Source organism: Eubacterium limosum (assembly GCF_000807675.2).
GTDB lineage: Bacteria > Bacillota > Clostridia > Eubacteriales > Eubacteriaceae > Eubacterium > Eubacterium limosum.
In genome coordinates, this window is sequence record NZ_CP019962.1 from 2,785,839 (window position 1) to 2,803,097 (window position 17,259).

Below are 17,259 nucleotides of genomic sequence, written 5' to 3' on the forward strand. Positions count from 1 at the left end.
TAAAAATATTGAATATCCCTTTAAGGATAGAAATGTTACAATAGTACCTGTAAGGAAAAACTAAACGATAACCAAATCAACGAGGTGATTCATATATGATAGAGCGAAATTTCGGACCCAATGATGCGTGGAAAATGCTGAACGATTATACGGTGACTTTTATTACCGACCAGTTAGTATTCAGAGACGGCGGTATGACAATTCCGGCGGAGCTGAACAAATTTTTTGGCGCAGAAAGCGGCGAGACACGGGTTGTTTTCCTGTTTGAGGGACGGGAGTTCCCCTCCTATATTGAGTGCGGTTACGGCGAAAACAGCGCGAACAACATCAAGCTGACCTGGAGCAAGGCCCTGAGCAGCAAATTTATCGGCTTGTTTCCTGATTACGAAAATTTCTTTGCCAATATGACCGAGTACCAGATGGATGAGCGGCCGATCCTCCAGTTTGAGAAGCTGGAGGCTGATGAGTTTTTGGTCAAAATGATCTTGCCAAGCGATGAGGCGCTGACCAAAAAGCAGGAGCTTTTCGATTACCTGGGACCTGGTAAAACAGTGGTTTCCTTTAAGAGTTCCTACGAAATGGTCTTCTTGAAAAATTATCTGGAGCAGGCAGATAATCGAGGAAAAGCCGATGTATTTATGGTGTCTGCGAGCGTCAAAAAGTTTTACGAAGCCCGGGAGGCACAGGGCAAGGCACAGGATAAAAACGCGGATAAGATTATCGAAAACGTGAAAGAAGCAGGGTTGGATGACGTACTGGCCTTTTTAATGGATGGCCCTTACGCTCTCATGGCAGAAAAGGGATTTCTGGTCATGGAAACCATCGACGAGCATTTTTACTTTGCCCTTGAGGTTTCCATGCTGGACGAGCTGAGCACTGACGACAAACGACTGATCATCGAGCTGCTGGATCAGAAAATTGAACACTACTTTGAGCGTATGGACGGTCCCGGCCTTCAGGAAAACCTGACCAGTCTGATCGACGAGTACGGTCATTATTTTACCAGAGATTTCCGTTACTCCTTTAAAGACATTCTGACCGATGGCATTCCTGGCTGCATTGAGGCCCTGAAATTTGTGGACGGTGACCGCTATAAGGTCACTGGTTTTGCTGGTGTAGAGGAGTGGACCGAGACACCATGGGTGGCGGTACTTGACCGCAATATCACCAGAGTGCCAAATACCGGCGTCTTTGTGCAGTACCTGCTTAACAAGGATACTCAGAAGTTGTATCTGACCCTGTTCCACGGCTTTAAGGAAATTGAGGAGGAAGCGCTGAAAACCGGACAGGAGGATGTGAAGCCTGTTGTTGCGGCTGCATTGCGTCCCCTGGTGGCAGAAATCCAGAGGAGAGTGGACCCCAGAGGCTTCGACTCTGGCAGCAAGGATGTGGATCTGTATGACGACCGCTTTCGTGAGGGCGTGATCTTTTACAGAGAATACGACCGTATGGTGCCGGGGGACACAAAGCTGGAGCAGGATCTTCAGGAAATGCTGGAGGTCTACAATGATTATTACGAGCGCTGTATCCTGAACCTTTACCCTGAGGAGGAAGAACCAGAGGAACCCGAAGCTCTTGAAGTGCCTGCTGAGGAAGTCTCAGAGACTGAAGTGTTTGTAGAAGAACCGGTAACCGCAGATGAAGCTGAGCTTCAGGAAACAGAGTCAGCTGAGAGTATTGAACCTGAGGAAAGCAGTGAGCCTGAAATCATTGAATGGGAGCCGGTAGAAGAAGCGGCAGAGCCTGTGGCTGAAGCACAGTCCAAGCACGTGGCATCAGCTTCCGAGCAGGCTCAGACTGAGCCTGCCCCTGTGGCAGAGCAGCCGGCGGCTGAGGTATCCAATGAAGCGCCTCAAAAGACTGCGCGCAGCATCAGCGAGACAGCTTATCTTGAAACCAAGCGTGTCATGGAGGAATCATCCGCTGAGACTGAAGAGGTCAACGCAGTGGAACGTATCCTGGAGCGGGTTGAAAATCTGGTGGAAGAGCCGCTAGACATTCCAGGAACCCTTCGCCAGGTAGGCGCTTACATTACCGCCCACGGCTTTACCTGCACTCCAGGTATTGTGGAAAATCTCTATCTCTGTCTGAAGGCCAAGCCATTTGTTATCCTGACCGGTATCGCGGGTATTGGAAAGTCCAGCCTGGCACGCCTGTTTGCTGAAGCCATGGGGGCTAACACTGAAAACAGCCGGTACAAGCAGGTGCCGGTTCGCCCGGACTGGAAGGATTCCAGAGGTCTGCTCGGCTATCTGGATTCCTCCGGACGCTTTGTCCCAGGCGCTCTCAACGACTTTATAAGAGAAGCGGTGGATAATCCCAGAAAGCCCTACTTCCTGTGTCTGGATGAGATGAATCTGGCCAGGGTCGAATACTATTTCAGTGAGATTTTATCTGTCATGGAAACCCGGCGCGACCGGGAAGGGCGAACGGTCACGGACCCGCTGCTGGGAGATGAGGCCTTTGGCCGCGACGAACTGGCAAGGGAACGCTATGGTGAGCTTTACCTGCCCGAAAACCTCTATATCATCGGTACTGTCAGCAGTGAGGAAACGGCTTTTGCGTTGAGCCGCAAAGTGCTGGACCGGGCGAGCCTCATCGAGATCGGACAGGTGAGCCTGCATTTGCAGAATCCACCGCGCACCATGCCGGAGCCCATTCATCTGGGCAACAAGTTTTTAAAAAGCGATGTTCTGGTTCTGGCCAACTGTACCCGCCAGCGGGATATGATCCAGGAGGTTGTCACGCTGCTTGAAGCGATGAATGGTATTCTCATGAAGGCCAACGCACAGATCGGTTACCGTGTGCGTGATGAAATCTGTTTTTACCTGCTTTACAATGCTGAGTATGGACTTATGAGCCAGGAGGATGGGCTGGATCACGCCATTCTGCAAAAGATTTTGCCGCGTATCCAGGGAGGCGGCTCTGCTGTGGAGTCTGTCCTTACCGACCTTTTTAAGATCTGCGCGGGTACCCGCTCGGGTAACGCAGTAAGAAACTATGCGGGCAACCGCGGTGGCCTGTTCCCCAAGAGTGCGGAAAAGCTGAGCGCCATGGTCAAACGCTTTGACCAGGAAGGAAAAACCTCTTTCTGGAGCTAGGCTGTCCACATATTCACATATATTCACTGGTGCTGTGGATAAGTTGTGGATAATGTGAATAGATACAAGATATTGGAGTTTTAACTCAATTATGTATAAGATTTAACAAAATATAGTGAGTAGTATTTGAAGAAGCACAGGGGTGCAAAAATTTCCCTGTGGATAATATTGGAGAGGCATTATTAAAATATAAATTAAGCTTGCGCTGTCCTCAACTTTGGATTATAATAAGGCGATGATAAAGTTTCCGACTGGTGTATATCCAAAGCAGATGACTCCTTTTTATTGGAAAGTAAGGAGGGACTGTGACGGCCAGGCACTGCTGTAAACCTACCTTTCTCCACCTATCATGTTGTTAGATTTTCGAAAGCGAATGGCTCTTGTAGGAAGCAGCACTCCCCAAACGGTGTTCTGGCCAGCGGTCCCAGCCTTACCATCGATAAAAATTAAAACGCAGGGAAAACCATGAGTTTTCCCTGCGTTTTTAGTTTGGGTTAAAATGAATATGGGATTCCGCCAGCTCCAGAATTGCCGGGGTTGGCACTGGAATATTTTCAGCGTCGGACAGCCCTGCAGCTATGAGCTTTTGCCGTTCACGGACAAGGATGCTCCAGTTGTTTTGTTCCAGCTGGCGTGCAAAGCCTTCACTATCGCCAGATTTCAGCAGGCTGATCAGAAGATCAAGTTCTTCTCCCCTTGCAGCCATATCGGAATTGCCAATGTAACTCAATGGAATCCCCCAGGACATAATATGGATGAGCGGGCTGAAGATTGCCCGGATTTCAGAGTTTTTATGAGAGTAAAATACCGTTTTTAAAATTCGCCCATGAGTAAAAAGGTAATCCCCACTCTGCTTTTCCTGCTCGTAGAGTCGGATGATTGTTTCGATTCTTTCGGGTGTGATATCTTCAAAGCTTTGCTTGGCAACTGTTCGGACATTAATGGTGATCAACTGAAGGCCCATAAGGAAAAAAAGCAGGCTTTTACGTGTTCCCGGGCTGGACAGATCCAGGCTTTTTAAAGGCTTGTGGTACAGGCTTATCCGTGTTCCTCGCCCATTGATGGTTTCGGTAAGGCCAACACTGTTTAACAGTGAGATAGTCCTGCGGATACTGATCAGAGATACGCCGTATTTTTCGGCCAGAATGGCCGGAGTCGGCAAAAATTCTTCGTTTTTATATACTCCTTTGCGTACTTCAATGATCATGTGAACCGCCACATTATAATATACCTGCGGTCTGCCTGCTCGTATGTGCCATATAAAAGGCAGTTGATTAGGGTTTTTGCCAAAGTGACCGGATATTTCTCTGTTCAGGCAGCCGATCTGTTCGGACAAAAGGGCACAGACTCTAGTGATGGCCTGGCACATACCAGCGTAGTCTTCCCGGTCTTTATAATGAGTCAGCTGGCTGAAGTCTTTTAAGAAGGCAGCAAAAGTCCCCAAATCATAGGGAAGGCCAATGGTGCTCATTTTCTTCTGGGAAAGGTGTGTGAACATAGATGCGTCTAAGTGCATGCTTTCGAGAAGAGGATTTCCCAGACTTGATAGAACAAAACGCAGAGGGTCGAAGAAGGGAAGGCTGTCCTCAAGGCTGGTCTGCAAAAGCAGATCCATCAGCCTTTCAGAGTCCTTTGGTTTCATAAAGTAAAGGGAATGGAGCAGGGTTTTTGCAAAAATTTCAGGCAGAAAGGCCCGGAGCTCCTCCAGAGCGTCGTGGCGGGCCGTGAAATGCTCAATATAGCGCTCGCGGCACTCCTCGTCGCTGTAGGCAACGGTGACGATGGCTGGTCTTCCCCGTGTCAGGCGGACGTAGCCGTCCCGCTCGAGATTAATGAGGGACTGGCGCGCTGTGTTGACGGAAATATTAAACTGGTCACTGATTTTTTCAATGGTAGGCAGTGAATCGCCCTCACGGTAAAGCCCGAAGCGGATTTTATCGGCGTAATGCTCATAAACAATCTGGTAGAGTTCGTGTGTATCTTTCAAGGTATTCATCCTTTATCTTTAGTGTATAGTTTATATTTTACCATTTATAGGTTTGAAATGCCATGAATTGAGCAGTGAAATGCAATGCGGTTGTGATCAAGGTTCGGGAAAGAAAAACTTCACCAAACGGTCACATAGCTGTCAGGAAGCCATCAAATTGATTTGTTATCCTATTAATTATCAATTCACAAAGGAGTTAACATGAAAACGGAAGTTAAAAAGAAGAATAAAGCCAGTCTGGCTCTCTACATTGTCGCTGTGCTTTTTGGTATCTATGCAATTTTTTCCTTAATCAATACGGCCCTCTATATTTCAAACCTGATCAGTACCCAGTATATTACGGTATCGGAGAGCCTGACGGATATCATTGTTTATTTTGTCACTAATTGCGGCCCGTATGTTTTCTACGCAGCGGCCCTGGGTGGTATGGGCTATCTGGTAGAAATGATCGCAGGACCTCGCAAAGCAAAAACTGCTGTGGATGACGTCATGACTGTTGAGGAGGCTATAGATACAGTCCCAGATACCGAACTGGATGCAGCGGCGGAAACTGATGTGACAGAAACCATTGTGGATAAAGCGGAGCCGGAGGAAGACAGATCAGGAAGCTCTGATGAAAAGACAGCTTCTAATGAATCTGGAGAAAAGACGGAAACGGACTCTGAGGAAAATAAAAACATTGACGAAGAGGTGAAAGAGCTTTCAGATATAAATAAAGCCGTTTAAGCCCTGTAAAAACAGAATCTAAGTGTTGTCTATAAGCTGACCGCCTGCCAATTACGGCAGGCGGTTTTTGTGTTGCCTCTCAAAAATAATCATAAAATATGGTAAGGCGCAATTAAAAATAAAATTTACAGGAAAAAATGAAAAAAAATAGAAGAAATGATAGATTTCATCTATCTAATTAAGTATTTTTATGATAAAATATACAAAATACATGGGAGGTAACAGTGATGGATGGGATTACTAATCAAAAAGAATACGTTGAGAAAAACGCACGTATTGTTGAAGAAAAAATAGCCTCTGTTGAAAAGCTGCTCCAGGCTGGCGAAGACAAAATGATCGTGCGCGCTGCTTTTAAGGAGCTGAAGCGGTTTGTGCGTACAGAGTATGATACTTTTCATAAAAAGAAGTATTTCGGGACCTACATCTTTGACTGCTATCACCCTCTGGTTGAAGGCATTCATTTGTCTGCCCTGGGAGAAACGCGTGTCAACGCCACAGTGGAAAACATTGAGGAGGCAGTTCAGGAGGCCCGTGAGGTATTGGAAAGCTGGCGCGCGGACGCCAATGATAAACAGTAAAAAAGCCCTGCTTTTGTTAATAAGCAGGGCTTTATTTTATTCAGACAGAAGGTCGATACCCCGTACCATCAGCTCTTCGAGCCGTTCTTCCTGGCCAGTCAGATCCAGATAACCGACAAGGGCCTCGAGGCCGGTTGCGTAACGGTAGTCAATGGTTCTGGCATGCTTGGGCACATGGGAGCGGGTATTGCGGCCGCGCCTTACAATGGCCTGCTCCTCATCTGTCAGACAGTCCATGAGGGCCAGTACCATTTTGGACTGTCCGTCGGCTCTGACGTACTTTACTGATTCCCTTGTCAAGTGGTTGACGTTGGAGATGCCGCCGGATACCAGAAAACGGCGGATATATTCGGAATAAACGCCGTCTCCGATATAGGCAAGGGTCAATGGATTGAGGGCTCTTGCCTCAGCGATGGTGTATTTTTTGTGCAGACGTTGTTTTACGCTTTCTTCCATTTGACTCCTTCGCGTGTGTCTTCAAGGATAATGCCTTTAGCCAGCAGCGCGTCACGGATTTCGTCGGCCAGGGCGAAGTCTTTGTTTTTACGTGCTTCCTGGCGCTGGGCAATGAGGGCTTCAACCTCGGATTCCAGATCTGTTTCCTTTTCCTTAGCAGCCAGCCCGATAACGCCGGTCAGCTCTTTAAAAAGGTCCAGCGCGGCTTTTATCGATTCCCTGGAGGAGCTTTCGCTCAGATGCGAGTTGGTATCCCGCACCAGCTCAAAAATGGCGGCAATAGCATCGGCAGTATTCAGGTCATCGTTCATGGCGTCGATAAAGCCTTTTTTGTATTGCGTCAGGCTGTCCATCCATGTTTTTTCATCTTCGCTGGCAGCTTCTGTCTTATTATTTTCAAATAGATATTCCATCTGGTATTTGGCATTATAAAGCCGTTCCAGAGCATTCTGGGCTTGTCCCAACAGCTCGTCAGAGAAGTTGACAGGGCTTCTGTAGTGGGCCATGAGCATGAACATACGAACCACCTCCAGGTCATAGTGCTTGGCGATGTCGCGTACAGTAAAGAAATTGCCCTTGGACTTGGACATTTTTTCATTGTTGATGTTGATATAGCCATTGTGGACCCAGTAGTTGGCAAACTTGCAGCCGCAGGAGCCCTCGGACTGAGCGATCTCATTTTCGTGATGGGGGAAGATCAGATCCTGGCCGCCGCCGTGAATGTCGATGCTTTCTCCCAGATGCTTGCGGGACATGGCGGAGCATTCGATGTGCCATCCCGGGCGTCCCTGGCCCCAGGGACTTTCCCAGTAGGGTTCGCCGTCTTTTTTCTTCTTCCAGAGGGCAAAGTCCAGAGGACTTCGCTTTTCGTCGTTTACGTCGATACGCGCGCCGGATTTCAGATCGTCGATGGACTGCTTGGAAAGCTTTCCGTAATCGTGAAAATGATCAACCTGGTAGTAGACATTGCCGTCAACGTTGTAGGCCAGTCCGCGTTCCTCTAGCGCCTTAATCATTTCGATGATCTCGGGCATATGGTCGCTGACCCGCGGGTGTACGTCGGCCCGGCGGATGCCCAGAGCGTCGGCATCCTCGAAGTATTCTGCAATGTACTTGTCGGCGACTTCGGCGGCGGTGATGCCTTCCTCGATGCTGCGGTTGATGATCTTGTCGTCCACATCAGTAAAATTCTGGACAAATTTCACATCGTAGCCGATATATTCTAAAAAACGTCTGAGCACATCAAAGACGATGAAGGGACGGGCGTTGCCGATATGAAAATAATTATAAACAGTCGGCCCGCAGGAGTACATCCGTACCTTGCCTTCTTCAATGGGAACAAACGCTTCCTTTTTCTGGGTAAGGGTATTGTATAATTTCATGGCTTTCTCCTTCTTTGTTTTTTACGATTGTGTTTATTATAGCATAGGCAAAGCGGTTTTCCTATAAAGGAAATAAAAATCTGTTTACGTTCTCATGGAAAAGTATTGTATACAGAAAGGATGAGAGTGGTATAATGATTAAAAGGTTTTTAAATTTAGGATTGAAAAGAGAGAGAAGAATGCAGTATTTAAGCCGTTTTAATGCTTTTATCGAAAAGTGGATGCCACTGGTTACGCCGGCCTGCCTGATTATTGGGGTGGTTTTTTCGGTGTGGCTGGGGCGGTTTGCGCCGTTGGTACCCTGGCTTTTTGCTTTTATGACCTTTGCGGGCAGCCTTGGCTCTGGATTTCGGGATATGAAGAAGATCGCCATGCATCCAGTCCCGCTGATCGTGGTTCTGCTGATCCTGCACATTGTGGTGCCGGTCACAGCCTTTCTGGTGGGCAGCCTGATTTTTGACGATCCGCTGCTGGTCACTGGGATCGTTCTGGAGTTCATTGTGCCCACAGGCATTGTGAGCCTGGTCTGGGTCAATATTTACCACGGCAACTCGGCCCTGACGCTGTCGATCATTCTTATAGATACGCTGGTCGCGCCTTTTCTGGTGCCCTTCAGCCTGCATGTGCTTATGGGGTCTGCGGTTGAAATCTCGGTTGCCGGCATGATGAAGGACCTGGTGCTGATGATTGCTGTTCCGGCGCTGCTGGCCATGGCACTCAACCATGCCACCAAGGGGCGTGTCAAGCATACACTGTCGCCGAAGCTTGCGCCTTTCAGTAAAATAGGACTCATTCTGGTTGTCATCATCAACTCCACCAAGGTCGCTCCCTTTTTCAGCCAGATGACGCCCACGCTGCTGCTGGTAACCCTTGTCATTTTTCTGCTGGCCGTCAGTGGCTTTATCTGGGGATTTTTGGCCTCTAAAATCTTCAGGGAGGACAATGACGGGCGTGTCTCCATGACTTTTAACAGCGGGATGCGCAATATCAGCGCCGGAGCGATGATCGCCGGGCAGTATTTTCCGCCTGAGGTCATGTTTCCAGTCATGATCGGGACGCTGTTTCAGCAGATTCTGGCGGCCATGGCAGGCTTCTGTCTGGATCGACTGGCGAGCCGTGAAAGTGTTGCTGAGAAAGTATCTTAATAAAGCTTGAAAATTTATCAATCAGCTCTCGTAAGAGGGCTTTTTTTAGTGTATACTATATAGAAATACAAAAACGAAAGAAGGTGTGTACGGATGAAGATGATTTTATCGCCTGCGAAGAATCTCAGAACCTTTGAATTGCCAGGCGCGGTAACCAGTCTGCCGGTATTTGAAGCAAAAACGGCAGAGCTGGCGGATATTCTTAAAGCCATGACAGAGGATGATTTTAAGGCGGCAATGCAGCTGAGTGACCAGCTGGCAGCTCTCAACAGAGATCGTTTTGCGGCATTCCGGTTTGACACAGACGGCACACCGGCCCTGCTGGCCTACGATGGACAGCAGTACAAAGCTTTGGCGGCCGAAACCTTCACGCCGGAGGACTGGCAGTACGCAAACGCACACCTGCGGATTCTCGATGCTCTCTACGGCGTGCTGAAGCCCCTTGACAGCATTTATCCCTACCGTCTGGAAATGAAAAACAAAATTTTAAAAGAGCAGTCCCTGTACGCTTTCTGGGGCGATCTGCTCTATCGTGAGATCACGGAGGAAAATGATTTTCCTATTGTGAACCTGGCCTCCGGCGAGTATGGTAAAGCAGTCGAAAAACATCTGAAATCTCCGGATGAAATGATCACCTGCACCTTTAAGGTCATGAAAAACGGTGAGCCCAAAACCCATTCTACCCAGTCCAAGCAGGCAAGAGGTCTGATGGCAGGCTGGATTATCCGAAACCGGGCAGAGAGTGCTGAAGCATTAAGGGACTTTGATGGGGATGGTTACCATCTGGATGAAGTACTTTCGTCTGACAGTGAACTCGTCTTTGTGAAAGACCTTCCAACACAGGTGATTTTTTGATATTTCTTTGCTTTAGCTGTTCAGCATGATATAATAATCCCATACGCTTTAATGGAGTATAAGATAATTTTAAGTGTTATCAAAGATAATGATTTTAATTTAAGAAAACAGAGGTAAAACCATGGATACAAATGATAAACGCAAAATGTTGGCTCAGGCCATTCTATCAATCGAATCGGAAGAAGAATGCTTTGAACTGTTAGAAGATATCTGTACAATAAAAGAGGTTGACGATATGGCCAACCGCTTTCAAATCGCCCTTTTATTATATGAAGGAAAAACCTTTATTGACGTGGAAAACCAGACTGGTGCAAGCTCTGCGACCATCAGCCGTGTCAACCGCTGCCTGAAGCATGGAAAGGGGTACCGTCAGATTATCGAGAGGATGTTTGACCAAAATGAAGGTGAGGATTAATGAGAACTTTTAAAAAATCCAAAAAGCTGGACAATGTCTGTTATGATATCCGCGGCCCGGTCGTCGAGGAAGCAGACAGGATGACGGCGGAAGGGATTGACATCATCATGCTCAATACCGGAAATCCGCCGACCTTTAACCTGAACGCTCCGGACGAGGTTATTCGCGATATTCGCTATAACCTCAGAAGCTCAGAAGCCTATTGTCATTCCAAGGGGATTTTCCCGGCGCGCAAGGCGATCGTTCAGTATTATCAGACAAAGGGACTTATGGACCTGAATGAAGAGGACGTGTATATCGGAAACGGCTCCAGTGAGCTGGTTTCTTTCTGTATGCAGGCACTGGTAGATGACGGTGATGAAATTTTGATCCCGGCGCCGGATTACCCGCTCTGGACTGCCTGCGCTACCCTGGCAGGGGGCAAGGCTGTTCATTATATCTGTGACGAGGAATCCAACTGGTACCCGGACCTCGAGGATATCCGGAAAAAGATTACGCCCAACACTAAGGGCATTGTCGTCATCAACCCCAACAACCCAACGGGGGCTGTTTACCCTCGCGAAATCCTTGAGGGAATTGTCAAGATCGCGGTTGAAAATGAACTGATCATTTTTTCCGATGAGATTTATGACCAGATCATTTACGATGAAATCGAGCATGTGCCTATGGGAACCCTGACCGATGAAACCTTGGTGGTCACCCTCAACGGGCTGTCAAAATCCCACCGTGTTCCGGGCTTCAGAGTCGGATGGATGGTTTTTTCAGGGAACAGGGAGATGGCCAGAGACTATATTGAGGGTATCAATCTTCTGGCAACCATGCGCCTGTGCGCCAACGTCCCGGCACAATATGCTATCCAGACCTCACTCGGCGGATACCAGAGTATCGATGATCTGGTGCGTCCGGGGGGACGCCTTTACGAGCAGCGCAGCATTGTCTATAAGCGGCTCAACGAGATCCCGGGTATCAGCTGTGTCAAGCCTGACGGCGCGCTGTACTGTTTTCCGAAGATTGACATCAAACGCTTTAACATCACAGACGATGTTCAGTTTGCCCTGGATTTCCTCAAAAGGGAACGGGTGCTGCTGGTACAGGGCACAGGCTTTAACTGGGCAGAGCCTGACCATTTCAGAGTGGTTTTTCTGCCGGCGCCCACCCAGCTTGAAGAGACCATGGACCGCCTCCAGCGCTTCATGAGCGGTTATATACAAGGATAATACAATTTTATGAGTAATCGAAAAAAACGTCTGCTCAGAGACAAACAAAACGGAATTATCTCCGGCGTCTGTCAGGGGATCGGGGAATATCTTGGGGTTTCTCCCTGGATTTTCCGGGTATTATTTATTCTGCCCGTACTGCCGTTTGTACTCAATTTTATTTCCGGTATTGTCAGTATTCTGCTTTATGTGCTTTTATCCGCAGTGATCAAGGATAAGGGCGGCAGCGCAGGAACAGGCGAGGATGACAATGTGGTCGAGGTTGAGTACGAGATTGTCGATGACGAAGACGATCAGAAAAAATCGGATAGTTAGGAATGTTCATGAAAATTACAATAAAGACGGAATCTCCTGAAGCCACAAGACGGCTGGGAGTAGATTTCGGCAGCCTGTTAAGCGGCCCTCATACCGTCCTGCTGACAGGAGGTATGGGGGCTGGTAAAACGGCTGTCACCAAGGGGATTGTTGAGGGAATGGGCATCTTTGACGACGTCAGCAGTCCGACCTATACCCTGGTCAATGCCTATGAAGACGGGGATAAAAAGGTCTATCACTTTGACCTGTACCGCCTTGGGGACCCTGAGGAACTCTACGAAATGGGCTTTGAAGACTACCTGAACGAGGGGTGCAGCCTGATCATTGAATGGCCTCAGGTGGCTGGGGACTATCCCTTTGCGTCCAAAATAATCTTTGCTCTGGATCAGACCGAAAAACCGGAGGAACGCCTCATCACCATTGAGACAGAGGAAGCAGCAGTCATTAACGGCCTTAAAGAATTGGGATGGTGAAAGTATGGAAAAGATAAAAACCAGTGTCATTATTCCTGCTGCCGGTCAGGGAACGCGCATGAATGCGCCCATCAACAAGCAGTACCTGACCCTGCGGGGAAAGCCGATTCTGTCCTATACTCTGGATGTTTTTGAGCGCTGCTCCCTCATTGATGAGATCATTCTGGTCATCAATAAAAATGAGTTTAAAATCTGCCGCCAGCAGGTTTTAAATCCTCACAACTATTCCAAAATCAAACTGGTGGAGGGTGGATCGACCCGTCAGAGGTCTGTTTATGAGGGGCTGAAAAAAGTCAGTCCTCAGACCGATATTGTACTGGTCCATGACGGTGCAAGACCTCTGATCAAGGAGGATATCATTGTTCAGAGCATTTATGAAACCATCCAGCACAAGGCCACCATTGTGGCCGTACCAGCCAAAAACACCATTAAAGTTGTTGAGAAAGACGGCTTTGTGGAATATACTCCAAACAGAGACTTCCTGTTTGAGATCCAGACGCCACAGACTTTTATCTATGATCTGCTTTTGGACGCCCACGAGAAGGCTATCCAGGAGGATGTGGAGGGCACCGACGATGCCTTTTTGGTTGAGCGCATGTGTGTGCCAGTCAAAATTGTCCGGGGACACTACAACAATATTAAAATAACGACACCTGAAGATCTGATCATCGCGGAGTCGCTCATTGACCTTTTTTCAGGAGAGCATTAGAAAAGACCATTTTCCAGCGGGAAAATGGTCTTTTTATATTTGAGCTTTTATAAAAGATTAAAGAAGATGCTGCCAAACACTCCGGCAACCATACCGCTCAGGAAATTGACGACATCATTGTTCATGATTTTAAAGCCTTTGACCAGCACCGCAGCCTCGCCGTGATGCTCGGTCTTTTCTGTCAGGCGGCCGCAGCTGGCACAGCGGTACTGAGCCTGAACCACAGCGCCCAGAATACTGTCGGTCACACAGCCCAGAAAACCGCTGACGGTGATAATGAGCACCCATGAAAGACGGAGAACCGGGAGCCCCCAAAACAGCCCGCCGGACAGGCAGAAAACCAGAGCAATGAACAGCGCGCCGGAAAACGAGGCGGCCATCCCCAGAGGACTCACAGCGCCTGAAGTACCAGCCTCCATGGGCTTAAAGCCAATGATTGAAACCGGCGGCTTCCGGTTTAAAACGCCAATCTCCGAGGCCCAGGTATCCGCATTGGAGGAGGCAAAGGAGGCGGCAAAAATAATGAGGAAAACAGGATTCTGATAGAACCAGAAGAGGATTGCCGCTGCCATGCCCGGAGCGCCGTTGGCAAAAACCTGTACTGCGTCGCGCTGGCCGCCTTTTTCATTGAGCTGCTGGGCAGCTTCCTTTTTACTGGATTTGATAAAGGTCAGCAGGCTGGAAGAAATGAAAAAGGCGATCATGGTCAGCCAGAACAGGAGGCCGCCGCAGAGGTAAATAACGGTGCCGAGCACCACTGCCGCCGCGAAGCCGCTAAGGCTCAGGGCCTTTTTTTTATAGGCTGCAAAGCCAATGATGGCGCTCAGAAGAACGCCGAGTAGTAAAGCTTTCATTGATTACTCCTTAAAAAAACAGCTGGTATAGGAAAAAGGTCAGCAGAGGAACGGTCAGGTTATCAAGACCAAAGGGGGAGACGGCCTCTACTACCGTGGCAAAAACCGCAAGAATCAGGGCCTGAAGCAGGATACTTCCCAGAAAGACTGGTGTTGCAGCCCAGAGGATCACGGCGCAGACCACAAAGGAAACTACCAGCATGGTCAGGCTGCCTACGTAGCTTTTGGTATTGCCGAAGATACGGTACGCCATTATGCCATAGCGTTTTCCAATGACTGCGGCCAGACCGTCACCATATCCCATGATAAAGACGCCGAGGGCCCCGGCATAGGGCGGGCTGTAGCCGCCAAAGCATAGGATGGTCAAAACCAGCAGGGAGATGGGGTAATAAACGGTACCCAGATCCCCTTTGCCCTCGTGGCGCTCCATGGCGCTGAACAGATCCTTCCGATAGGAAATAGCGTTAAGCACAATAAAGACTGCCGGCACCACGGATGCCCACACTACGTTATTAAAACAGGCCATGGCAATGAGCCACCAGTTAGATACACCAATGTGCACGAGCTTACGGGAGCCTTCTGTGGACAGCCCACGCTTTTGCAGCAGGGTGGACAGCCCCAGTATGATAAAAACATAGATAAAAGACAGAATGATCCCGAGAAGATTTGTGTCGATCATAAAGGGTTACCTCTCAAATTTCGAACCGCCTGGGTGCTTTGGCGGTAGAGTAAGAGCTGCCGTGCCTTTGGCACCACAGCCCTTTTGCTGAAGCAGTCGTATTGGTTGTCCCGGACAGCGGTCAGTATCTGGCGGTAGAGGACAGTGGCCAGGAGTACAGGCAGGCGGCTGTCTGCGTCAAACAGAGGAAGTCCCATCAGCGCTTTTTTATAGAGAAACTCGGATCGGCGGGCCTCATGTTCCCAAAGCTGTTTAAAGGTGTGGTTGACAGTCTGTCCGTGCAGTTCCTCGTCAGAGTAGCCGTAAAGCAGCTGGATTTCCCGGGGAATATAGACCCGTTTGTTTGTCAGATCCTCACCCACGTCCCGGAGGATATTGGTCAGCTGCATGGCCTTGCCGAGATCCACTGCGTTTTGCGTAAGAAGCCGGTGATGTTTTGAGAGCACAGGCAAGATCATGAGCCCGACACTGCCGGCGACATAGTAGCAGTAGCTCTCAAGGGCGGTTTGGGTAGCAGGCTGTTCAAAGTTTAGGTCCATACGCTGACCAGTGAGCATATCATCAAAGGGCAAAAAATCAATATTGTAGTGCTCAGCTGTGTGCCGGAGCGCCCGCCACATGGGCTCATCCGGGGTGAGACCGGCTTTGAAAGCTTCAAAGGTTTCCTGAAAGGCTTCAAGCCCGCGGCGATCCTGTTGAATATCGGCCAGATCGTCAGCCCTGCGGCAAAAGGCATAGATGGCAAAGATGGATAAAGCTTTTTGACGGGGCAGCGCCGAAAAAGCCCGGTAAAAGCTTTTGGAATTTTCCTTGATCACGTCCTCACAGAAGGCGTAATCACGTTCGAGAGTGGCGTTCATAGCAGGCCGTCATCCCTTAAAAGCTCATCCACCGCCAGCTTGGCTGAGGTGAGGACAATGGGAACCCCGGCGCCGGGATGCACACTGCTGCCACAGAAGTAAAGCCCCTCACAGTGATCAGCCTTGTTGTGGGGACGAAAATAATTACTCTGGAACAGGGTTGGCTTCAGCCCAAAGGTCGCGCCGTTATAGGCGTGGAAAGTATCCTGGAAATCCAGCGGGGTCAGTCTTTTCTCAAAGACGATGTGGCTTTCGATATCCTCAAGTCCCGGGATGGCGGACAGCTTGTCCAGAATTTTTTCACGGTAGGCTTTGATGGTTCGGTTGTCCCATAAAACATCGCCCTTGGAGAGCTCGGATACTGGTACCAGTACATAAAGCGCCTCACAACCCTCAGGGGCCATGGACGCGTCGATTTTTGAGGGCAGATAAAGATAGATGGAAGGATCCTCGGGCAGAGTATAGGTTTCAAAAATTTCACGGACATTCTGGTCAAAATCGCCGCCAAAGCGGATATTGTGCACTGCCAGATCCGGGATTTTTTTATCCAGCCCCAGGTAGAGCAGAAAGCAGGAGCAGGAGTATTCCAGCTCGTCGATCTTATCGTCCGTATATTTGCCCTTTGCCTCCTCGTTATGAACCAGGGATTTCATGGCATAGGGGAAATCCGCACTGCAGACGATGTAGTCCGGAGATTCCACAGTATCACCAATGTGGACGCCCACAGCCCGGCCGTTTTCAATATCGATGCAGTCAACCGGTGTGTCCAGCCGCAGGGTGCCGCCAAGCTCTTCAAAGAGACGCACCATGCCCTCTGCCATGGTATACATGCCGCCTGGCATGTACCACACGCCGTAGAGCAGCTCGATCATGGGAATGATGGTGTAAATCGAAGGACCCTGATAGGGTGAAATGCCAATATAAAGGGTCTGGAATGCCAGAGCCTTCCGCAGGTTTTCATTTTTTACAAATTTGGAAATCGAGGTGTAGGCGTCGTCAAAGGTCTTGAGCTTCATGGCGTTGGCCAGGGATTTGAGGTTGTAAAAATCACCGCGGTCCCGGAAGGATTTATCAATAAACTCATCCTTGGCTACCAGATAGCGTTTGTAGACATCAGCCAGATAGTTAAAATAGCCGAGAGTATCCTCGGGACTGATGGATTCCAGCATGCCTGTCAGCTCGGTCAGTTCTGAGGATACCCGCTGCTGCTCGCCGTCTGAAAAAGTGAGGACATACATTGGGTCCAGCCGTTTCATGGGAATGTAATCCTGAGGGTTTCTTCCGGCGTATTCAAAAATTTCTCTGTAAATATCGGGCATCATGACAATGGTCGGTCCCACGTCAAAGGTAAAGCCCTGTTCTTTGATCTGGTTCATTTTACCGCCAGCCTGGGGCAGGCGTTCGCAGATATCGACCTCATAGCCGTTTTTTAAGAGGCGGATGCCGGCGGCGAGTCCGGCTGTCCCGGCACCTATAATTGTAACTTTTTTGGCCAAATTAATCAGCT

Annotated in this window: 17 protein-coding genes; 10 read left to right on the plus strand and 7 right to left on the minus strand. The window is 49.0% G+C overall.

What is annotated here, in order from left to right; translation table 11 throughout:
• Window positions 1-95: 95 nt before the first annotated feature.
• Entirely contained in the window at window positions 96-3,101 is a 3,006-nt protein-coding gene (locus B2M23_RS13075) for an MrcB family domain-containing protein (protein ID WP_052237192.1), read from the plus strand.
• Between the two features lie 484 nt (window positions 3,102-3,585).
• Here the strand turns inward: B2M23_RS13075 and B2M23_RS13080 are convergent, their stop codons facing one another.
• On the minus strand, window positions 3,586-5,088 hold the full coding sequence (locus B2M23_RS13080; RefSeq protein ID WP_167617910.1) for a GntR family transcriptional regulator: 1,503 nt from the start codon (window positions 5,086-5,088) through the stop codon (window positions 3,586-3,588).
• Between the two features lie 201 nt (window positions 5,089-5,289).
• Here B2M23_RS13080 and B2M23_RS13085 point away from each other — a divergent pair, with 201 nt between their 5' ends.
• Window positions 5,290-5,814 carry a hypothetical protein gene (locus B2M23_RS13085; RefSeq protein ID WP_038351989.1) on the plus strand — a complete coding sequence of 175 codons (525 nt, stop codon included), beginning with the start codon at window positions 5,290-5,292 and terminating at the stop codon, window positions 5,812-5,814.
• Between the two features lie 227 nt (window positions 5,815-6,041).
• Window positions 6,042-6,392, plus strand: a complete 351-nt coding sequence (locus B2M23_RS13090; RefSeq protein WP_038351988.1) for a hypothetical protein — start codon at window positions 6,042-6,044, stop codon at window positions 6,390-6,392.
• A gap of 36 nt (window positions 6,393-6,428) precedes the next feature.
• Here B2M23_RS13090 and B2M23_RS13095 read toward each other — a convergent pair whose 3' ends face one another.
• Both B2M23_RS13095 and cysS read right to left on the minus strand, forming a co-directional pair.
• Window positions 6,429-6,848, minus strand: coding sequence for a Mini-ribonuclease 3 (locus B2M23_RS13095; protein WP_038351987.1), 420 nt, complete (start codon window positions 6,846-6,848; stop codon window positions 6,429-6,431).
• Entirely contained in the window at window positions 6,833-8,230 is a 1,398-nt protein-coding gene (gene cysS, locus B2M23_RS13100; RefSeq protein WP_038351986.1) for a cysteine--tRNA ligase, read from the minus strand. Before cysS ends, B2M23_RS13095 begins: the two co-directional genes overlap by 16 nt.
• Before the next feature lie 179 nt (window positions 8,231-8,409).
• Here cysS and B2M23_RS13105 point away from each other — a divergent pair, with 179 nt between their 5' ends.
• The 7 genes from B2M23_RS13105 to ispD all read left to right on the plus strand — a co-directional run bounded on the left by B2M23_RS13105 (window position 8,410) and on the right by ispD (window position 13,359).
• Entirely contained in the window at window positions 8,410-9,375 is a 966-nt protein-coding gene (locus tag B2M23_RS13105) for a bile acid:sodium symporter family protein (protein ID WP_038351985.1), read from the plus strand.
• Between the two features lie 93 nt (window positions 9,376-9,468).
• Window positions 9,469-10,230, plus strand: a complete 762-nt coding sequence (yaaA, locus tag B2M23_RS13110; RefSeq protein ID WP_038351984.1) for a peroxide stress protein YaaA — start codon at window positions 9,469-9,471, stop codon at window positions 10,228-10,230.
• A gap of 121 nt (window positions 10,231-10,351) precedes the next feature.
• Entirely contained in the window at window positions 10,352-10,645 is a 294-nt protein-coding gene (locus tag B2M23_RS13115; RefSeq protein ID WP_013379420.1) for a YerC/YecD family TrpR-related protein, read from the plus strand.
• Window positions 10,645-11,862, plus strand: a complete 1,218-nt coding sequence (locus B2M23_RS13120; protein ID WP_038351983.1) for a pyridoxal phosphate-dependent aminotransferase — start codon at window positions 10,645-10,647, stop codon at window positions 11,860-11,862. The genes B2M23_RS13115 and B2M23_RS13120 overlap by 1 nt, the downstream gene beginning before the upstream one ends.
• Window positions 11,863-11,871: 9 nt before the next feature.
• Window positions 11,872-12,177: a PspC domain-containing protein gene (locus tag B2M23_RS13125; RefSeq protein ID WP_038351982.1), complete on the plus strand. Its 306-nt coding sequence runs from the start codon at window positions 11,872-11,874 to the stop codon at window positions 12,175-12,177.
• A gap of 8 nt (window positions 12,178-12,185) precedes the next feature.
• Entirely contained in the window at window positions 12,186-12,650 is a 465-nt protein-coding gene (tsaE, locus tag B2M23_RS13130) for a tRNA (adenosine(37)-N6)-threonylcarbamoyltransferase complex ATPase subunit type 1 TsaE (RefSeq protein ID WP_052237191.1), read from the plus strand.
• A gap of 4 nt (window positions 12,651-12,654) precedes the next feature.
• On the plus strand, window positions 12,655-13,359 hold the full coding sequence (gene ispD / locus B2M23_RS13135; protein WP_038351981.1) for a 2-C-methyl-D-erythritol 4-phosphate cytidylyltransferase: 705 nt from the start codon (window positions 12,655-12,657) through the stop codon (window positions 13,357-13,359).
• Window positions 13,360-13,406: 47 nt separating this feature from the next.
• On the opposite strand, the gene B2M23_RS13140 is transcribed toward ispD, so the two are convergent.
• Genes B2M23_RS13140 through B2M23_RS13155 form a run of 4 tightly spaced genes read right to left on the minus strand, consistent with a single transcriptional unit; the run spans window position 13,407 to window position 17,248 of the window.
• Window positions 13,407-14,213, minus strand: a complete 807-nt coding sequence (locus B2M23_RS13140) for a DUF92 domain-containing protein (RefSeq protein ID WP_038351980.1) — start codon at window positions 14,211-14,213, stop codon at window positions 13,407-13,409.
• 10 nt (window positions 14,214-14,223) lie between these two features.
• Window positions 14,224-14,892: a diacylglycerol/polyprenol kinase family protein gene (locus B2M23_RS13145; protein WP_038351979.1), complete on the minus strand. Its 669-nt coding sequence runs from the start codon at window positions 14,890-14,892 to the stop codon at window positions 14,224-14,226.
• Window positions 14,889-15,752, minus strand: a complete 864-nt coding sequence (locus B2M23_RS13150; RefSeq protein ID WP_013379427.1) for a phytoene/squalene synthase family protein — start codon at window positions 15,750-15,752, stop codon at window positions 14,889-14,891. Before B2M23_RS13150 ends, B2M23_RS13145 begins: the two co-directional genes overlap by 4 nt.
• A complete protein-coding gene (locus tag B2M23_RS13155; protein ID WP_038351978.1) occupies window positions 15,749-17,248 on the minus strand; it encodes a phytoene desaturase family protein in 1,500 nt (499 codons plus the stop codon). The genes B2M23_RS13150 and B2M23_RS13155 overlap by 4 nt, the downstream gene beginning before the upstream one ends.
• Between the last annotated feature and the right edge of the window lie 11 nt (window positions 17,249-17,259).